Here is an 18,143-nt window from a genome sequence, read left to right on the forward strand (position 1 = left end):
GGGTCAAAGAAGGGGATGTCCGCGCCCCGCCGCCCTCCGCCTTGCGGGCGCGGTATCCCACCCAAATGTGGGAGGCGTGCAAACAGATCGTGGGGATTGACCTCACGGGGCCTTGGGTAAACACCAACAAGCAAACGTAGGGTCGCCCCGCCCCGCCGGGCGGGGACCTGAGGGCGGCCGCAGGACTCGAGGGGGTCATAGCCCGCATGTTCGAGAAGTTCACAGACAAGGCGCGCAAGGTCATGAGCCTTGCGCAGGACGAGGCGCGTAACCTCGGCAAGATGTACGTGGGCACGGAGCATCTGCTGCTCGCGCTCATCAAGGAGGGCGAGGGCATCGCCGCACGGGCGCTCGCCAGCCTGGATGTCACCTACGACGAGACGCTCGCCACCATCAAGGAGATCTCGAGCGAGGACACCCAACCCGTCTCGGGTGGGCACATCCCGTTCACGCCCCGTGCCAAGCGCGTGCTCGAGGACGCGTATCGCGAGACCATGGCACGCGGCCAGACCTACATCGCGACCGAGCACCTTCTCCTGGGGATCGTCTCGGAGGGAGACGGGCGCGCCATGACCGCGCTGTCTCGCATGGGCGTGAGCGCCGACGCCATCCGCAACGCCGTGACAGAGATCTCGCAGAAGGAACAGCCCGATGTGGGCAGGCAGTCGGACCCCACGGCCGGCTTTGGCGGCCAGTTCATCGGCGCTGGCATGCCCGGCACGTCGGGCGATTCGTCCGAGGACGGGTCTATGCTCGAGCAGTACGGGCGCAACCTCACCAAGCAGGCGGCGGACGGGGCCCTCGACCCCGTCATCGGGCGTGACCGCGAGGTCGAGCGCGTGATGCAGGTCCTGGCGCGCCGCCAGAAGAACAACCCACTCATCCTGGGCGACCCGGGCGTGGGCAAGACGGCGGTCGTTGAGGGCCTGGCGCAGCTCATCGCCTCCGGTAACGTGCCCGACATCCTGCGCGGCAAGCAGATCTGGACGCTCGACATGGCGTCCCTCGTCGCCGGTTCCAAGTATCGCGGAGAGTTCGAGGAGCGCCTGAAGAAGGTCATCTCCGAGGTTATGGACTCCAACGACGTGATTCTCTTTATCGACGAGATCCACACCATCATCGGTGCCGGCTCCGCCGAGGGCTCCATCGACGCCGCCTCGATCCTCAAGCCGCCCCTCTCCCGTGGAGAGATTCAGGTCATCGGTGCCACCACGGCGGACGAGTACCGCAAGCACATCGAGAAGGACACCGCCCTGGAGCGCCGCTTCCAGCCGGTGAACGTGGGTGAGCCCTCCCCCGAGGACACCCTCGCAATCCTCCACGGGCTCCAGTCACGCTACGAGGAGCACCACCACGTGCGCTACACCGAGGCGGCCCTCGCGGCGGCTGTGACGCTCTCAAACCGCTACGTGCAGGACCGCTTCCTCCCGGACAAGGCGATTGACATCATCGACGAGGCCGGCGCGCGCACCCGCGTACACAAGACCAGCCTGCCTCCCGAGCTCGCCCAGGTGGACGAGGAGCTCGCCCGCACCAAGGGGGAGAAGGACAAGGCCGCGGACGCCCAGGAGTTCGAAGAGGCGGCGCGTCTGCGCGACAAGGAGCGCGAGCTCACCTCCCGCAGGGACGACCTCGAGGCCAAGTGGCGCGAGAAGATGGACAAGAACGTCGTGGTCGTGGACGAGCCCGACATCGCCGACGTGGTGAGCGAGATCACTGGGGTGCCCGTCTCCAACCTCACCGAGGCTGAGGCGTCCAAGCTCCTGCGCTGCGAGGACGCGCTGCACCAGCGCGTCGTGGGCCAGGACGAGGCTATCTCGGCCGTCTCGCGCGCCATCCGCCGCAGTCGCTCGCCCCTCAAGGACCCACGCCGTCCCGGCGGCTCCTTCATCTTCCTGGGGCCGTCCGGCGTGGGCAAGACCGAGCTCGCCAAGTCGCTCGCCGAGTTCCTCTTTGGCAGCGAGGACGCCCTCATCAGCTTCGACATGTCTGAGTTCATGGAGAAGCATGAGGTCAGCAAGCTTGTGGGCGCGCCTCCTGGATATGTGGGGTACGACGAGGGCGGAGAACTCACCAAGGCCGTCCGTAGGCGCCCCTACTCGGTCGTGTTGTTCGACGAGATCGAGAAGGCCCATCCCGACATTTTCAACATCCTGCTGCAGATCCTGGACGAGGGGCGTCTCACCGACGGCCAGGGCCGCACGGTCGACTTCAGCAACACCGTCATCATCATGACTTCCAACATCGGTGCGCGCGAGATTGCCCAGACCTCGCCCATGGGATTCAGCTCCCAGGGCAACGGCGGTCTCTCCGACAAGGAGATCAAGAGCAGGGTCGAGGGCGAGCTCAAGCACCTGTTCCGCCCCGAGTTCCTCAACCGTGTGGACGAGATCGTGGTCTTCAAGTCCCTCACGGGCGAGCAGCTGAGAAAGATCGTCGACCTCATGGTGGTCGACCTCCGCAACCGCCTGGTGGGGCAGGGCATGTCCATCGAACTCACCGATGCCGCGCGCGACTACGTGGCCAAGGAGGGCACCGATCCGGTGTATGGCGCCCGTCCGCTGCGTCGTGCCATCCAAACGCTCATCGAGGACCCTCTCGCCGAGCAGATGCTCATGGGCAAGTGGAAGACCGGCGACGTCATCCAGGTGGACGCCGGGGACGACGGGCTCACCTTCGCCCGTGGCGAGGGCGAGATTCCCAGCGTCACGGAGCGAGTCCACATGGACCTTCCGCGTGCCCGCGACCACTGGTCGCCCGCGGCGCCGTCGCCGGAGGGCAGCGCCGCCTCTGGCGCATAGCCCCGAGTTTGGGGGTCGCGGAGTCGTCTGCGAGCGTCATATACTGTGAGAGACAGTCCGGCCGGTCCGCACTGCGGGCCGGCCGTTTATTTGAAGGGGGTAGCATGGACGCAGCTCGCAAGGACGCCCAGCCTGCAGACGGCTCGGCGCGCCTCCGTGAGGCCATCAAGCTCACCGCGCCGGGAACCGCGCTCCGCGTGGCGCTGGACATGATCATCGCTGGCCACATGGGTGCCCTCATCTGCATCGGCGACACGGACAACGTCCTTGCCGCGGGGGACGACGGCTTCAGGCTCGACATCTCGTTCACCGCAAACCGCCTGTTCGAGCTCAGCAAGATGGACGGCGCAATCGTCATCGACAAGGACCTCACGCGCATCGTGCGGGCAAACTACCACCTCAACCCCGACCCCTCGCTCCCCACGAGCGAGACGGGCATGAGGCACCGCACCGCCGCCCGCATGAGCCTGCTCACCAAAGCCCTCGTCATCTCGGTCTCGGAGCGCCGACAGGTAGTCAACGTCTTCGTGGACGGCAGGGGCCACCAACTCAGGTCGGTGCAGGAGCTCATGGGGACCGTCAACCAGCTCATTGTCTCGCTCCAGTCCACCAGGACGCAGCTCGACCGCAACCTGCTGCGCCTGACCACCCTCGAGCTCGACAACTACGTCACCCTCGCGGACATCTCGCAGACCATCTACCTGTTCGAGGTCCTCTCCACCGTTGTGGAGGAGCTCAACGAGCTCGTGCTCCAGCTAGGCAGCTCGGGCAAGAGCATCGCCATGCAGCGGGACGAGATCATGGGCAACATGGACGAGGAGTACACGCTCCTCGTGCGCGACTACGCGTCCGACTCCAGCGAGGAGAACGCCAAGGCCATACGCGCCCGTCTCCACAAGACGGACAAGGACCAGCTCAGGGTGCCAAAGCGCGTCGCCGAGATGCTGGGGTACGACGACAAGGACGAGGACTCCATCATGACCTCGCTCGGCCTCAGGACGCTGTCGAGCATCTCGGTCGTTCGTGAGGGTATGGCGGACAAGATTGTGGACGAGTACGGTTCGCTCCAGCAGCTGCTCGACGACATCGAGCAGAACCCCTCCCGTCTCGACAGCCTGGGTGTCGACAACCCCAACATCCTCGCCGACAGCCTGTATCGCCTGTGGGGGAAGCGGGCATGAGGGAGTGGGGCGCAGCCACGTGCACGTGCCCGACGCGCGTGGGGGAGCAAACTCGGGAGGCAGACACCTGCGCCGTCATCGTTGCCGGCGGGGTCGGCCTTCGCTTTGGCGACCCGAGGGGCAAGCAGTACGTCGCCCTCTGCGGCATGCCGCTCATGTGCTGGTCGCTCCTGGCGTTCGACCGCGCCCCGTCCATCGGCCACATCGTGATTGTCTGCTCGGACGAGCGCAGGGGAGAGGTGCGCGACGCCGTGCTCCCCGCGGTGTCCCTCCGGCATCAGGTCACCCTCGCCCCGGCGGGGGCAACCAGGCAGGACTCCGTGTACAGCGGGCTCCAGGCGGTCCCCGCGGAATACGAGATGGTCGCCATACACGATGCCGCGCGACCCCTCGTGACCACGGAGGACGTGGAGGCATGCATCGCCGCCCTCCGCAACGACCCCTCGCTCGGCGGTGCCATCTGCGCCGCCCGCACCACCGATACGCTTAAGCTCGTGGAGGACCAGACCATCGTTGCCACGCCCGATCGCAGCTACTACTGGAACGCCCTGACGCCGCAGGTGTTCAAGACGGCGACCATCAGGGCGGCGCACCGTGCCGCACGGTGGGACGCGTACCAGGGCACGGACGACGCGTCTCTCATCGAGCGCAGGGGCGGGCGCGTGCTCTGCGTGGAGACCTCACGGGCAAACATCAAGGTCACGGTTCCCGAGGACTACGTCATTGCCCAGGCCCTCATGGAGCGCCGGCTCATGTCGGAGGGCTGCGGGCTCGACGACGTGGTTCCCCAAGGGGGCGATGCAGAGTGACGCTCAGGATCGGCCACGGGTTCGACGTCCATGCATTTGCCGAGGGGCGGCCCCTCGTCCTCGGTGGGGTGCGCATCCCCTCCGATCGCGGGCTGGATGGCCACTCCGACGCCGACGTCGTCGCCCATGCGCTCATGGATGGCATCCTCGGCGCCATGCGGGCCGGTGACATAGGCGGGCTCTTCCCAGACACCGATCCGGCCTACGAGGGCGCGGACAGCATGGTGCTCCTGACGCGGGTCGCGGGCCTCGCGCGCGAGAGGGGGTTCCGCCTCGTTGACTGCGACTGCACCATCGCGGCGCAGTCGCCCAAGCTCGCCCCGTACCGCGATGCTATGCGGGAGCGCATGGCCCGGGCGATGGGGGTCGACCCGTCGCAGGTGGGCCTCTCCGCCACCACCACCGAGCACCTGGGCTTCGTTGGGAGGGAGGAGGGAATCGCCGCCTGGGCGGTGACCCTCCTCGAGCTGGGGGAGTGTACCGGCGGGGCGGTTCCGCACTAGCGGGGCAGTCCCGACCAAACGCCAGAACGTCACACGCGCCCCTCGGGCGCACGCACAAGGGAGATTCAGATGCTCGTCTACAACACCAAGTCACGCCGCAAAGAGGAGTTCAAGCCCATCGAGCCGGGCAAGGTCCGCATGTACGTGTGCGGCCCCACGGTGTACGACCAGATCCACATAGGCAACGCCAGGACCTTCCTGGCCTTCGACGTCATCCGCCGCTACCTGGTGTACAAGGGCTACGAGGTCACCTTTGCGCAGAACCTCACCGACGTCGATGACAAGATCATCAACCGCGCCAACGAGCAGGGTCGCACCGCTGCCGAGGTCGCCGACGAGTTCAGCAAGGCGTTCATCGAGCAGATGCACCGCTTTGGCATCCTGGACCCCGACATCCGCCCTCGCGCCACGCGCGAGATCGAGGCCATGCAGGACATGATCAAGCTCCTCATCGAGCAGGGCAACGCCTACGTTGCGGACAACGGCGACGTGTACTTCAGCGTCAGGTCCGACAACCACTACGGCATTCTGAGCGGCCGCGACATCGACCAGCTCAAGGTTGGGGCGCGCGTGGAGGAGAACACCGACAAGCGCGACCCGCTCGACTTCGCCCTGTGGAAGGCCGCCAAGCCCGGCGAGCCCAGCTGGCCCAGCCCGTGGGGAGACGGGCGCCCCGGCTGGCATACCGAGTGCTGCGCCATGATCCACCGCTACCTGGGCACGCCAATCGACATCCATGGCGGCGGGCAGGACCTGGTCTTCCCTCACCACGAGAACGAGACCGCGCAGGCCATGTGCGCCTGGCACGCCCCGCTCGCAAACTACTGGTTCCACTCGGGGATGCTGCGCGTGGACGGCGAGAAGATGTCCAAGAGCCTTGGCAACTTCTACACGCTCAAGGAGGTCCTGGACAAGTACCCCGCGGACGCGGTGAGGCTGCTCATGCTGCAGACGCACTACCGCGCCCCGCTCGACTTCTCCTACGACCGCCTTGACGGCGCGGTGGGCACGCTCGGCAGGCTCTCCGGCTGCGTCGCCAACCTGCGGTGGGCGGCGGAGAACTCCCCCCTGGACGGCGAGCTCAACCAGGCCGACCAGGCCCTCTCTGCGGCGGTCAAGCAGACGATGGCCGAGTTCACGGCCCAGATGGACGACGACTTCAACACAGCCGGCGCCCTCGCCGCGATCTTCTCCCTCGTCGCGGCCGCAAACAAGTACCTGGCCGAGGCCGAGGGAAAGGCATCCACCGCGGTGACGCTTCACGCCGCCGATGCCCTCACCGAGCTGTGCGGCGTCCTTGGCATCGACCTCGAGCGCGACTCTGCCGAGACGGGTCTTCCGCCCGAGCTCGTCGACCTCGCCAGTGAGCATGCGGGCTACGAGGGGTCTGACCCCCAGGAGGCGGCGCAGGCGCTTCTCGACGCCCGCCAGAGGGCGCGTGCCGAGAAGGACTGGGCCACGGCTGACGCCATCCGCGATGGGATCACGGCCCTGGGGCTCGTGGTCGAGGACACCGCCGCCGGGGCGCGCCTGCGCGCCGGAAGGGAGTAGCGCATGGCATCGCGACCCAACGGCAGGGGCGGCAGGCCCGGCTCCCGCGGTCAGGCCCCCCGCGGCAAGCAGGCTGGCAGGCAGGGCAAGGGCGCGCCCTCTCGTTCGGGGAGGGGCGCACGGCCACAGGGGCGCCGCCAGGATGCGGGGCGTCCCCAGGCGCAGCGCCGGGGTGGGGCGCAGCGCCCCACTGGCGACGTCATCGAGGGCAGGCGCGCCTGCGCCGAGGCCTTGGAGACGGGCGTCCCCATCAAGCGTGCGCTCATCTCCCCTGGTCCCGAGGCGGACCAGTCGCTCTCGTCGCTCGTGAGGAGGCTCGACGAGGCGGGCGTTCCCATCGAGCGCGTCCCCAGGGCGCGGCTCGACTCGCTCAGCTCCCACGGCGCCCATCAGGGCATCGTGCTCCAGACCAAGCCCTTCGAGTACGCCGAGCTCGACGAGGTCATCGCCAACGCAGGGTCGGGAGACGCGCTCGTGCTCGTGCTCGACCACGTCACCGACGAGGGCAACTTTGGCGCAATCGTGCGCAGCGCGGAGGTCGTGGGAGCCGCGGGCGTCGTGATTCCCAAGGCGCGCTCGGCCCGCGTGGGTACGGCGGCCTACAAGACCTCCGCGGGCGCCGTGCTGCACCTTCCCATCGCCCAGGTGCCAAACCTGGCCACCGCGCTCGACCGGCTGAGGAAGGCGGGCTTCTGGGTCGCCGCAGCGAGCGAGCATGCCGAGCAGGATGTGTGGGACGCGCCGCTATCGGGGCGGCTAGCCCTCGTTATGGGTTCCGAGGGGTCCGGTGTGTCTCGCCTCGTCATGGAGCACTGCGACTTCTCGTGCCGCCTTCCACAGCGTGGGAGCGTGGAGTCCCTCAACGTGGCTCAGGCGGCAACGGTCCTCTCGTACGAGTGGCTCAGGCGCACCACGAGGGGGGAGGGCGCAGATGCCTGAGTCTGCCAGGGGCGAGCTGCTTGTGGTGGATGGCTACAACGTCATCTTCAAGTCGGCTCGGTACATGGCCCTTGTGGACGAGGGCGACGGCGACGCCAGCGACCCCTTCGATTGGGCAAGAGAGTTGCTCGTCTCGGACGTTGCCGCCTACGCCCAGGGCAAATACGAGCCCGTGGTGGTCTTTGACGCGGCGGGGAACCTCTCTCCCGAGCGCCCCGACCTTAGCACGGCGGGCGTACGCGTGGTCTTCTCCCAGACGGGGGAGAGCGCAGACTCGGTCATCGAGAGGCTGGTCACCGAGTCGCGCCATCAGATGCGTAGCGTCACGGTCGTGACGTCTGACAACACCATCCGCGCAACGGTGGGCGGGATTCCCGTCACCAGGCTCTCGAGCGACGTGCTGGCGGCGGACATAGACGTGCTCGCCGACGACGTGGAGACGGCGAGGTCAGAGAGGACCCACCAGCACCTCACGGTCGAGGACCGCCTCTCGCCGGAGGATCGGGAGAAGCTTTGGGCCCTCATGGGCAAGCGCGGGCCCTTACGCTAGAATGCGTACCCAGGCTGGCGTAGCTCAGTTGGTAGAGCCCTAGTCTTGTAAACTAGTTGTCGCCGGTTCGAGCCCGGCCGCCAGCTCCAGCGCAGCCAAAGGCCACGGCGCATCGCCGTGGCCTTTTCCTTGTCGCGGCGACGCTTCGGGAAGTACGCAAGAAGATTTTTTCGCCAACCTGCAAAGCGGGCACCGTGAAGGCTTCCACGCATTCGAAAAAATATGCATCTAGCTGGGCATGTGCAGGAATCGTGGGGAGGATACGCCCGGCTGCGTGGAAACAATTGACATCCCTATCCCCACGTCGTAATATTCACTCCGCTTGCAAGGGACAACACCCAAGCAGGCACCTTGAAAATTTGGAATGGGGACGTGGCACAGCGGCAACTGCGGCGGACTGTAAATCCGCTCCCTCTGGGTTCCATGGTTCGAGTCCATGCGTCCCCACCATTCCAGGCCCGTGTAGCTCAGTCGGTAGAGCACTTCGTTGGTAACGAAGAGGTCACCAGTTCGAATCTGGTCGCGGGCTCCATTTTCAAGACGGCACCACGCCGGTGTAGCTCAGCTGGTTAGAGCACGCGGCTCATACCCGCGATGTCACTGGTTCGAATCCAGTCACCGGTACCAGGAGTTCTAGCGGCCCGTCACTGGGCCGCTTGACATATAAGGGCACAATGGCCGAGAGGTTGTTTCTTAAGGAGGACGGCAATGGCCAAGGAGAAGTTCGATCGTAGCAAGCCGCACGTAAACATCGGAACGATTGGTCACGTCGACCACGGCAAGACCACGCTGACCGCGGCCATCACCAAGGTCCTTTCCGAGACCGAGGGCTGCAAGGCCAAGTACGAGGCCTTCGAGGACATCGACAAGGCTCCCGAGGAGCGTCAGCGCGGCATTACCATCTCCGTCGCTCACGTCGAGTACGAGACCTGGGAGCGCCACTACGCTCACGTTGACTGCCCCGGCCACGCCGACTACGTCAAGAACATGATTTCCGGCGCTGCTCAGATGGACGGTGCAATCCTCGTCATCGCAGCCACCGACGGCCCCATGGCCCAGACTCGTGAGCACATCCTCCTCGCCCGTCAGGTCGGCGTTAAGTACATCGTCGTCTTCCTGAACAAGTGCGACATGGTCGACGACGAGGAGCTCATCGACCTCGTCGAGATGGAGACCCGCGACCTCCTGTCCGAGTACGGTTTCCCCGGAGACGACATCCCCATCATCCGTGGCTCCGCTCTCGGCGCCCTCAACGGCGAGCAGAAGTGGGTCGACTCCATCGTCGAGCTCATGCACACCGTTGACTCCTACATCCCGACCCCGCCGCGCGACAACGACAAGCCGTTCCTGATGGCCATCGAGGACGTCATGACCATCTCCGGCCGCGGCACCGTCGTCACCGGCCGTGTCGAGCGTGGTGAGCTCAAGATCAACGAGCCCGTCGAGATCGTTGGCATTCGCCCGACCCAGACCTCCACTGCCACCGGTATCGAGATGTTCCGCAAGACGCTCGACTTCTGCGAGGCCGGCGACAACGTGGGCATCCTGCTCCGTGGCATCAAGCGCGAGGACGTCATCCGTGGCCAGGTCCTCTGCAAGCCCGGCAGCGTTACTCCTCACCAGAAGTTCACGGGCGAGATTTACGTCCTCACCAAGGAGGAGGGTGGCCGTCACACCCCGTTCTTCTCCGGCTATCGTCCCCAGTTCTACTTCCGTACCACCGATGTCACTGGTGACATCACCGAGCTCACCGACAAGGACGGCGGCAAGGTCGAGATGGCTATGCCTGGCGACCACGTCACCATCACCTGCGAGCTCATCCACCCCATCGCAATGGAGCAGGGCCTTCGCTTCGCAATCCGCGAGGGTGGCCACACCGTCGGCGATGGCCGCGTTGCCACCATCATCGACTAGCCTCAGGGCGAACTAGTCGCTAACAAGGGGCCCGGTGTCTTTCAGAGGCATCGGGCCTTTCCTTGTCTTGAGGCGAGGGAGCATCCACAGGGAGGTACCCCTCGGCTACCCACTTGTTTTGATGGTTTTGTTGAGGGCGCCTACCAAACCACCCATCTGTTGACATGGATAGGCAGGGGATGGTAGCGTATTCCATCGCGTCGCCGTTGCATTGGTCTTACGGCGGCAGACTACAGGAGGATCAATGCGTACACTGGTTACCCTTGCATGCACCGAGTGCAAGCGCCGCAACTACACCACGACGAAGAACAAGTCCAACACTCCTGATCGCATGGAGCTGAAGAAGTACTGCCCGTGGTGCCGCAAGCATACCCTACACAAGGAAACGCGCTAAAGTAGGGTAACAACACAGGCCAGTAGCTCCAATGGTAGAGCGGCGGTCTCCAAAACCGTTTGTTGAGGGTTCGAGTCCTTCCTGGCCTGCCAGCTAACATCACCGGCTTTCCCTTCGGGGTTAGCCGGTTTCTATGAAGAGCGTTTTTAAGGGGTACGAGGGATGCCGAAGAACGAGCGTCAGAAAAGAAGCGCACGCCAGGCACGCCAGCGGGAGCGCCAGGAGCGCGAGGCTGCCCAGGCAGCATCCGTCGAGAAGGCGGACAAGGCTTCCAAGAAGAGTGACGCAGTCGCTGCTTCTGGTACCGCCAAGAAGGAGACGAAGCCTGCCAAGGCAAAGAAGCCGGGCAGGATCCGCTCCTACTTCCGGGAAGTCCGCTCCGAGATGCACCGCGTGGTCTGGCCCAGCAGGCAGGAGACCCGTGACTATTCGGTGGCTGTGATTCTCATGCTCGTGGTCTTCGGGCTCGCTGTGTGGGCGGTCGACACCGGGTTCATCAGCCTGCTCATCGGTTTCACGAGCCTTAGGGGGTAGAGATGGCTAAGCACTGGTACGTCGTTCACACCTACTCCGGCTACGAGAACAAGGTCAAGAACGATCTCGAGCACCGCATCGAGACCTATGGTCTCGAGGACCAGATTGTTGACATCCAGATTCCCACCGAGGAAGTCACCGAGATCAAAGAGGGTGGCAAGAGGGAGACCAAGGAGAACAAGGTCTTCCCAGGTTATGTCCTCGTCCGCATGGAGCTCACCGACGACACCTGGTCGGTCGTCCGCAACACGCCTGGCGTGACCGGATTTGCCGGTACCAACGGCAGCAAGCCCACCTACCTGCGCATCTCTGAGTTCAACAAGATCATGCGCAAGACCAATCGTCGCGGTGCCCAGGGTGCCCCCAAGCGCACGATGACCACCACGAACCTTGAGGCGGGCCAGGCTATTAAGGTTGTCTCTGGTCCCCTGGCGGATTTCGACGGCACGATCTCCGAGGTCATGCCCGAGTCCGGCAAGGTCAAGGTCATGCTCACCATCTTTGGGCGCGAGACTCCCGTTGAGCTCACTCTCGATCAGGTGACCACGATCGCCTAGAGTTCCATCGGTCCCGTAATCGGTGAGGATTGCTTCTCGGGGCCGGTTTTCGATAGCAACCAGAACACCATCCCCAGCACGTCAGGAGAGACAGATGGCAAAGAAGAAGGTCGTCCACTTCATCAAGCTCCAGATTCCGGCTGGCGCCGCCAACCCCGCGCCTCCCGTCGGCCCCGCCCTGGGCGCCGCGCAGGTCAACATCATGCAGTTCTGCCAGGCCTTCAACGCTGCGACCAAGGACAAGGCCGGCGACATCATCCCCGTCGAGATTACGGTTTACGAGGACCGCACCTTCGACTTCATCACCAAGACGCCTCCCGCGGCCCAGCTGATCAAGAAGGAGCTTGGCATCAAGAGCGGCTCTGGCGTCCCTCAGCGCGACAAGGTCGGTCAGCTGACCCAGGAGCAGCTCACCAAGATCGCAACGATCAAGCTCCCCGACCTCAACGCAAATGACATCGAGGCCGCCAAGAGGATCGTCGCAGGTACCGCCCGCTCCATGGGCGTCACCATCGCCGAGTAGCACACGCCACCCGGTAACGTCTACGTGGGAGGGCATGAGCCCGCTTGACCACATAGGAGGAAGAAATGGCAAAGCACGGCAAGAACTATCGCGACGCCGCAAAGAAGCTCGAGGAGGGCAAGGCCTACTCTCCCAAGGAGGCTCTCGCGCTCGTCAAGGAGCTCTCCAGCGCCAAGTTTGACGAGACCGTCGAGGTCTCCATTCGCCTGGGCGTCGACACCCGCAAGGCCGACCAGAACGTTCGTGGTTCGATCTCCCTGCCCAACGGCACCGGCAAGCAGGTCCGTGTTGCCGTTTTCGCCGAGGGTGCCAAGGCCGAGGAGGCCAAGGCAGCCGGCGCCGACGTCGTGGGCTCTGACGAGCTTGTGGCCGAGGTCCAGAAGGGCAACATCGACTTCGACGCCGTCATCGCGACCCCCAACCTCATGGGCAAGGTCGGTCGTCTCGGCCGCATCCTCGGCCCTCGCGGCCTCATGCCCAACCCCAAGCTGGGCACGGTGACCATGGACGTCGAGAAGATGGTCAAGGAGCTCAAGGCCGGCCGCGTCGAGTATCGTGCGGATCGTTACGGCATCTGCCATGTGCCCCTGGGAAAGGTGTCCTTCACCCCCGAGCAGCTCACCGAGAACTACGCCGCCCTCTACACCGAGATCCTTCGCGTCAAGCCGTCTGCCGCCAAGGGCAAGTACGTGAAGAGCGTCGTCGTCTCCTCCACCATGGGTCCTGGCGTCAGGGTTGACTCCAGCGTCACCCGTAACTTCCTCGAGGCCTAGGCCAAAGGTCGGCAAGTATGAAAGGGTCGTCCCGTCTTTGCGGGGCGGCCCTTTTCGTCTGTGGAGCCGATGTCAAGATTGCGCCTGAGGGGGAGATGCCGGGGGCACTCGCTTGACAGGCGCATTTGGTGCTGGCACAATTCATATGCTCGAAAGGGCGTACGTAACAACAGCACGTCCGCTGCCAAAGACAGCCGGTGCCGCAAGGCTCAATGGGGTTTCCCGCCTGCCGAGGTGGTCTGAGATTGAATCCCTGACCCCGCTTTGGCTGCGCGCCTTGCGGGGTCTTTTGCTAAGGCCCGCCAGCGTCGGCGGTTCGTGCCCTAGCAAATCAGGGAGGTGTACATATGCCAGCACAGTCCAAGATCGATATGCTCGAGAAGATCAACGAGACCATCGGCGCAAGCAAGGGCGTGTTCTTCATCGACTACCGTGGCCTCACCGTCAAGGAGACCGAGGCGCTTCGCCGCGACCTCCGCGATGCCGGTGCGTCCATGAAGGTCTACAAGAACAACCTCGTCGACATCGCCGTGAAGAACGCGGGCCTGCCCGACGTGAGCGACAAGCTCAAGGGCACCATCGCATACGTCTTCTACGAGAACGACCCGGTCGAGGCTGCCAAGGTCATCAAGAAGCACTCCGAGGCCCTCAAGAAGATCGAGTGGGTCGGAGCGATCGCCGATGGCCAGGCACTCGACGCCGAGGGCGCCAAGGCCTACGCCGAGCTCGCGTCTCGCGAGGAGCTCATGGCGCAGCTCGTCTACGTCATGGCCAGCCCCCTCACGGGCATCGCGCAGGTTTGCGCCGGTCCCGCGCGTGGTCTCGCCACCGCGCTCCAGGCCGTCGTCGACCAGAAGAACGCCGCCTAAGGCCGCGTGATTCAAGTCACCACAAGCAAGAAGTTGTAGGGGCACCCAGCGTGTCCCCCGAAAAAGGAGAATTGACATGGCTGTCACCAAGGATGAGATCATCGAGGCCCTCAAGGAGATGCCCGCCCTCGAGCTTTCCGAGCTCGTTCACGAGCTGGAGGACGTCTTCGGCGTCTCCGCCGCTGCCCCCGTTGCCGTTGCCGCCGCTCCTGCGGCCGGTGGCGCTGCTGCCGAGGAGGAGGAGAAGACCAACTTCGACGTTGAGCTGACCTCCTTCGGCTCCAACAAGATCGCCGTCATCAAGGTCGTCCGCGCCCTCACCAACCTTGGCCTCAAGGAGGCCAAGGAGGCCGTCGAGTCCGCCCCCAAGGTCATCCTCGAGGGTGCCTCCAAGGAGGACGCCGAGGGTGCCAAGGCCAAGCTCGAGGAGGCCGGCGCCGAGGTCAAGCTCAAGTAACTCGACCTTTACAGGCGTTTTGCGGAAGGGGCCGGACCACAAGTCCGGCCCCTTTTTCTGACTGTGAACTCAATTCGCCATAGGGGGCCATTGGGACATTTCACAGGGCGAACACAAGGGAAAATTCTCAAACCGCAGGTAGGGGGTATCGACCTGCCCATACAAAATAACGTTGCCAATGTCAAGACTTTATCATTGACCGAGGTTGAGCGTTTCGGTACCTTATTAGATTGCGACAACTGCCGCTTTTAAACGTAGAAGGAGGAAGTGCCTGGTGCCTACCGCAAAGTCTTCCCAAGCTGAAACGCAGGAGCAGCGTCACCGCGTGAGCTTCAGCAAGATCCCGCCCGCAATGGAGCTGCCCAACCTCATCTCGGTTCAGAAGGAGTCGTTCGAGCACTTCATGGGCGAGGGTCTGGCAGACTCGTTCGCCGAGTTCTCCCCAATCGAGAACTCCGCCAAGACCATGGAGGTCACCTTTGGTGACCACCAGTTTGGCGATGCCCCCAATACCATAGCCGAATGCCGCGCCAAGGACATCTCTTATCAGGCCCCGCTCTTCGTTGACGTCCGCTTCGTCAACAAGGAGACGGGCGAGATCAAGGAGCAGCTCGTCTTCATGGGCGACTTCCCGCTCATGACCAACCGCGGCACCTTCATCATCAACGGCACCGAGCGCGTGGTCGTCTCGCAGCTGGTCCGTTCGCCTGGAGTGTACTTCTCCTCCGAACTGGACAACGGCGTGCAGGTCCACCACGTCCAGTTCATCCCCGCCCGCGGCGCTTGGCTGGAGTTTGAGGTGGACAAGCACGGCCACCTGGTCGTCTCCATCGACCGCAAGCGCCGCCAGAACGCCACGCTCTTCCTCCGCGCGCTCGGCATCGCCGAGTCGGACGACGAGATCATGAACCTCCTTGGCGACTCTGACGTGGTCCGCTCCACGCTCGAGCGCGACACCGCCACCACAAGGGAGGACGCCCTCATCGAGATCTACCGTCGCCAGCGCCCCGGCGAGCCCCCCACCGTGGACTCCGCCAAGGCCCTTCTCGACGGCCTCTACTTCAACAACCAGCGCTACGACCTCGCCCGCGTTGGTCGCTACAAGATCAACAAGAAGCTCGGCCTCGACGCTGACTCGCAGCAGCGCGTGCTCACCAGCGAGGACATCGTCACCGCGCTCCGCTACCTGTTGGCCCTGCACGAGGGTGACCCCACCAAGAAGCTCGACGATATCGACCACTTTGGCAACCGCCGCGTCCGCACGGTGGGCGAGCTCGTTCAGAACCAGTTCCGCATCGGCATGAGCCGTATGGAGCGCGTCATCCGCGAGCGCATGGCATCGCAGGACGCCGACGACATCACGCCGCAGTCGCTCATCAACATCAGGCCCATCGTGGCTGCCATCAAGGAGTTCTACGGCTCCTCTCAGCTGTCCCAGTTCATGGACCAGTCCAACCCGCTCGCCGGGCTCACGCACAAGCGTCGCCTGTCCGCGCTCGGCCCTGGCGGCCTCGCTGGGCACAAGTCCGGCTCCAGCCGTCGTACGAACGTCCCCACGGCGGTCCGCGACGTCCACAACTCCCACTATGCGCGCATGTGCCCCATCGAGACCCCCGAGGGTCCCAACATCGGCCTCATCGGCTCCCTGGCCCTGTACGCTCACGTCAACGAGTACGGCTTCATCGAGGCCCCGTACCGTCGCGTGGTGGACGGCAAGGTCACCGACCAGATCGACTGGATGACCGCGGACGAGGAGGAGAACCACAACATCGCCCCCGCCAACGTCCCCATCGACCCCAAGACGGGTCACTTCGTCGCCGTTGACGCAAAGGGCAACATCTACAACCCCGAGACGGTCGTCGCGCGTACGCGCAACTTCGACGGCTCCTTCGGCGCTCCCGCCCAGGTTCCCGTCGAGTCCGTCGACTACATGGACGTCTCGCCCCGACAGCTTCTTTCCGTCGCCGCAAACCTCATCCCGTTCCTTGAGCACGACGACGCAAAGCGTACCCTCATGGGCGCCAACATGCAGCGCCAGGCAGTGCCCCTGATCAAGTCGCATGCCCCCGTGGTCGGGACCGGCCTCGAGGCCCGCGCCGCACAGGACTCCGGCGAGCTCATCTGCGCCGAGCACGACGGCACCGTCGTCGAGGTCGACGCGGCCCACGTGGTCGTCAAGACCGTCGGTGGCGACCTCGAGCGCTACGACCTCCCCAAGTACGAGCGCTCCAACCAGAGTACCTGCATCAACCACCGTCCCGTGGTCCACACTGGCCAGCACGTGATTCAGGGGCAGCCGCTCACCGACGGCCCCTCGGTCGATCACGGCGAGCTCGCCCTGGGCACCAACCTCACCGTGGCGTACATGCCTTGGGAGGGCTACAACTACGAGGACGGTATCATCGTCTCCGAGCGCGTGGTACAGGACGACCTCCTCACCTCCGTCAACATCTCGCGTCACGAGATCGACGCCCGTGACACCAAGCTTGGGCCCGAGGAGATCACTCGCGAGATCCCCAACCAGAGCGAGGACATGCTCGCCAACCTGGACGACGACGGAATCATCCGCATCGGCGCTGAGGTCGGCCCGGGAGACATCCTGGTTGGCAAGGTGACCCCCAAGGGCGAGACCGCGCTCACCGCGGAGGAGAGGCTCCTGCGCGCCATCTTCGGCGCAAAGGCGCATGACGTGCGCGATACCTCGCTCAAGATGCCCCATGGCTCCTATGGCCGCGTCGTCGACGTGGTGCGCTTCAGCCGCGAGGCCGGTGATGACCTCCCGCCCGGAGTCAACGAGCTCGTGCGCGTCTTCGTCGCCCAGCGCCGCAAGATCCAGCAGGGCGACAAGATCTCTGGCCGCCACGGCAACAAGGGCGTCGTGTGCAACGTGCTGCCCATCGAGGACATGCCCTATATGGCGGACGGCACGCCAGTCGACGTCCTGCTCGACCCTCTGGGCGTCCCCTCTCGTATGAACGTGGGCCAGCTGCTTGAGTGCCACCTTGGTTGGGCCGCCTCCCACGGCTGGGACGTGGACGACCCCGATTCCAAGAAGGTCGTGGACGGACCCATGTTCGTCTCCACCCCCGTCTTTGACGGCGCGACCGACGAGGAGGTCAAGGAGGCCATCCGCCGCACCAACATCAACCTCATGAACAAGGCCATGCGCGAGTTTGGCGAGCACACCAAGGCGGAGTTCGTGCCTCAGCTCAACGAGCAGGGTAAGACCACCCTGTACGACGGGCGCACCGGCGAGGCCTTCAAGAGCCCCATCACCGTTGGCACGAGCTACATCCTCAAGCTTGGCCACATGGTCGACGACAAGATTCACGCGCGTTCGACGGGTCCGTACTCCCTGGTCACCCAGCAGCCTCTGGGCGGCAAGGCCCAGTTTGGCGGCCAGCGCTTCGGCGAGATGGAGGTGTGGGCGCTCTATGCCTACGGCGCCTCCAACGTGCTGCACGAGATGATGACCATCAAGTCGGACGACACCACCGGGCGCGTCAAGTCCTACGAGGCCATCGTCAAGGGCGAGAACGTCCCAAGGCCGGGCATCCCCGAGTCCTTCAAGGTCCTGGTCAAGGAGATTCGCTCACTGGCCCTGGACATCGAGCCCATCTCCTACAAGAAGGAGGAGGCCAAGCAGAAGGACGACCAGCCCGAGAAGAGCGCGGTCGACGTGTTTGCCGGTGCGGACAGCGCCGACGACCTCATCGGCGAGATCTCTGCCGGCGGCGAGAGGGATCAGGCCCTCGCCGGCGAAACCACCAACGATAAGGAGTAGCGAA

16 protein-coding genes and 5 tRNA genes are annotated in these 18,143 nt (G+C 64.6%); all 21 read left to right on the top strand.

The genetic code is table 11. The annotated features are described in order from the left end of the window. Positions 1-206: 206 nt before the first annotated feature. Positions 207-2,801: an ATP-dependent Clp protease ATP-binding subunit gene (locus FYJ68_RS01375; RefSeq protein ID WP_154433521.1), complete on the top strand. Its 2,595-nt coding sequence runs from the start codon at positions 207-209 to the stop codon at positions 2,799-2,801. Between the two features lie 104 nt (positions 2,802-2,905). Next, positions 2,906-3,982, top strand: coding sequence for a DNA integrity scanning diadenylate cyclase DisA (gene disA / locus FYJ68_RS01380; protein WP_154433522.1), 1,077 nt, complete (start codon positions 2,906-2,908; stop codon positions 3,980-3,982). A 38-nt stretch (positions 3,983-4,020) separates the two neighbouring features. Further along, complete coding sequence (ispD, locus tag FYJ68_RS01385) at positions 4,021-4,791, top strand: 2-C-methyl-D-erythritol 4-phosphate cytidylyltransferase (RefSeq protein ID WP_326832146.1); 771 nt, start codon at positions 4,021-4,023, stop codon at positions 4,789-4,791. Continuing rightward, entirely contained in the window at positions 4,788-5,294 is a 507-nt protein-coding gene (gene ispF, locus FYJ68_RS01390) for a 2-C-methyl-D-erythritol 2,4-cyclodiphosphate synthase (protein WP_326832147.1), read from the top strand. Before ispD ends, ispF begins: the two co-directional genes overlap by 4 nt. Before the next feature lie 69 nt (positions 5,295-5,363). Next, positions 5,364-6,845, top strand: a complete 1,482-nt coding sequence (gene cysS / locus FYJ68_RS01395) for a cysteine--tRNA ligase (protein WP_154433524.1) — start codon at positions 5,364-5,366, stop codon at positions 6,843-6,845. A 3-nt stretch (positions 6,846-6,848) separates the two neighbouring features. Further along, entirely contained in the window at positions 6,849-7,784 is a 936-nt protein-coding gene (rlmB, locus tag FYJ68_RS01400) for a 23S rRNA (guanosine(2251)-2'-O)-methyltransferase RlmB (RefSeq protein WP_154433525.1), read from the top strand. Continuing rightward, the gene (locus FYJ68_RS01405; protein WP_154433526.1) at positions 7,777-8,334 is read left to right on the top strand and encodes an NYN domain-containing protein; all 558 of its coding nucleotides are present in this window, start codon (positions 7,777-7,779) and stop codon (positions 8,332-8,334) included. Before rlmB ends, FYJ68_RS01405 begins: the two co-directional genes overlap by 8 nt. A gap of 13 nt (positions 8,335-8,347) precedes the next feature. Continuing rightward, a tRNA-Thr gene (locus tag FYJ68_RS01410) sits at positions 8,348-8,423 on the top strand. Positions 8,424-8,700: 277 nt separating this feature from the next. Then, positions 8,701-8,784, top strand: a tRNA-Tyr gene (locus FYJ68_RS01415). A 6-nt stretch (positions 8,785-8,790) separates the two neighbouring features. Then, positions 8,791-8,866, top strand: a tRNA-Thr gene (locus FYJ68_RS01420). Positions 8,867-8,884: 18 nt separating this feature from the next. Next, positions 8,885-8,961 (top strand) — tRNA-Met (locus FYJ68_RS01425). An 81-nt stretch (positions 8,962-9,042) separates the two neighbouring features. Beyond that, a complete protein-coding gene (tuf, locus tag FYJ68_RS01430; RefSeq protein WP_154433527.1) occupies positions 9,043-10,248 on the top strand; it encodes an elongation factor Tu in 1,206 nt (401 codons plus the stop codon). 244 nt (positions 10,249-10,492) lie between these two features. Next, a complete protein-coding gene (gene rpmG / locus FYJ68_RS01435; protein ID WP_154433528.1) occupies positions 10,493-10,642 on the top strand; it encodes a 50S ribosomal protein L33 in 150 nt (49 codons plus the stop codon). 16 nt (positions 10,643-10,658) lie between these two features. Next, positions 10,659-10,734: transfer RNA gene (locus FYJ68_RS01440), tRNA-Trp, on the top strand. 70 nt (positions 10,735-10,804) lie between these two features. Further along, complete coding sequence (gene secE / locus FYJ68_RS01445; RefSeq protein WP_154433529.1) at positions 10,805-11,176, top strand: preprotein translocase subunit SecE; 372 nt, start codon at positions 10,805-10,807, stop codon at positions 11,174-11,176. Positions 11,177-11,178: 2 nt separating this feature from the next. After that, positions 11,179-11,733, top strand: coding sequence for a transcription termination/antitermination protein NusG (nusG, locus tag FYJ68_RS01450; protein ID WP_154433530.1), 555 nt, complete (start codon positions 11,179-11,181; stop codon positions 11,731-11,733). Positions 11,734-11,827: 94 nt separating this feature from the next. Then, positions 11,828-12,256 carry a 50S ribosomal protein L11 gene (gene rplK / locus FYJ68_RS01455; protein ID WP_154433531.1) on the top strand — a complete coding sequence of 143 codons (429 nt, stop codon included), beginning with the start codon at positions 11,828-11,830 and terminating at the stop codon, positions 12,254-12,256. A 65-nt stretch (positions 12,257-12,321) separates the two neighbouring features. Next, a complete protein-coding gene (rplA, locus tag FYJ68_RS01460) occupies positions 12,322-13,029 on the top strand; it encodes a 50S ribosomal protein L1 (RefSeq protein WP_154433532.1) in 708 nt (235 codons plus the stop codon). A gap of 347 nt (positions 13,030-13,376) precedes the next feature. Then, the gene (gene rplJ / locus FYJ68_RS01465; RefSeq protein WP_154433533.1) at positions 13,377-13,898 is read left to right on the top strand and encodes a 50S ribosomal protein L10; all 522 of its coding nucleotides are present in this window, start codon (positions 13,377-13,379) and stop codon (positions 13,896-13,898) included. Positions 13,899-13,974: 76 nt separating this feature from the next. After that, positions 13,975-14,355 carry a 50S ribosomal protein L7/L12 gene (rplL, locus tag FYJ68_RS01470; RefSeq protein ID WP_154433534.1) on the top strand — a complete coding sequence of 127 codons (381 nt, stop codon included), beginning with the start codon at positions 13,975-13,977 and terminating at the stop codon, positions 14,353-14,355. A gap of 274 nt (positions 14,356-14,629) precedes the next feature. Next, positions 14,630-18,139 carry a DNA-directed RNA polymerase subunit beta gene (gene rpoB, locus FYJ68_RS01475; RefSeq protein WP_326832148.1) on the top strand — a complete coding sequence of 1,170 codons (3,510 nt, stop codon included), beginning with the start codon at positions 14,630-14,632 and terminating at the stop codon, positions 18,137-18,139. Positions 18,140-18,143 lie beyond the last annotated feature (4 nt).

The sequence above is a fragment of the Olsenella porci genome, from assembly GCF_009695875.1.
Lineage (GTDB): Bacteria > Actinomycetota > Coriobacteriia > Coriobacteriales > Atopobiaceae > Olsenella_H > Olsenella_H porci.

Excerpts from the sequence above, each read along its gene's own strand:
- FYJ68_RS01375 (WP_154433521.1), top strand. The coding sequence starts at position 207 with ATGTTCGAGAAGTTCACAGACAAGGCGCGCAAGGTCATGAGCCTTGCG.
- disA (WP_154433522.1), top strand. The coding sequence starts at position 2,906 with ATGGACGCAGCTCGCAAGGACGCCCAGCCTGCAGACGGCTCGGCGCGC.
- cysS (WP_154433524.1), top strand. The coding sequence starts at position 5,364 with ATGCTCGTCTACAACACCAAGTCACGCCGCAAAGAGGAGTTCAAGCCC.
- rlmB (WP_154433525.1), top strand. The coding sequence starts at position 6,849 with ATGGCATCGCGACCCAACGGCAGGGGCGGCAGGCCCGGCTCCCGCGGT.
- FYJ68_RS01405 (WP_154433526.1), top strand. The coding sequence starts at position 7,777 with ATGCCTGAGTCTGCCAGGGGCGAGCTGCTTGTGGTGGATGGCTACAAC.
- tuf (WP_154433527.1), top strand. The coding sequence starts at position 9,043 with ATGGCCAAGGAGAAGTTCGATCGTAGCAAGCCGCACGTAAACATCGGA.
- rpmG (WP_154433528.1), top strand. The coding sequence starts at position 10,493 with ATGCGTACACTGGTTACCCTTGCATGCACCGAGTGCAAGCGCCGCAAC.
- secE (WP_154433529.1), top strand. The coding sequence starts at position 10,805 with ATGCCGAAGAACGAGCGTCAGAAAAGAAGCGCACGCCAGGCACGCCAG.
- nusG (WP_154433530.1), top strand. The coding sequence starts at position 11,179 with ATGGCTAAGCACTGGTACGTCGTTCACACCTACTCCGGCTACGAGAAC.
- rplK (WP_154433531.1), top strand. The coding sequence starts at position 11,828 with ATGGCAAAGAAGAAGGTCGTCCACTTCATCAAGCTCCAGATTCCGGCT.
- rplA (WP_154433532.1), top strand. The coding sequence starts at position 12,322 with ATGGCAAAGCACGGCAAGAACTATCGCGACGCCGCAAAGAAGCTCGAG.
- rplJ (WP_154433533.1), top strand. The coding sequence starts at position 13,377 with ATGCCAGCACAGTCCAAGATCGATATGCTCGAGAAGATCAACGAGACC.
- rplL (WP_154433534.1), top strand. The coding sequence starts at position 13,975 with ATGGCTGTCACCAAGGATGAGATCATCGAGGCCCTCAAGGAGATGCCC.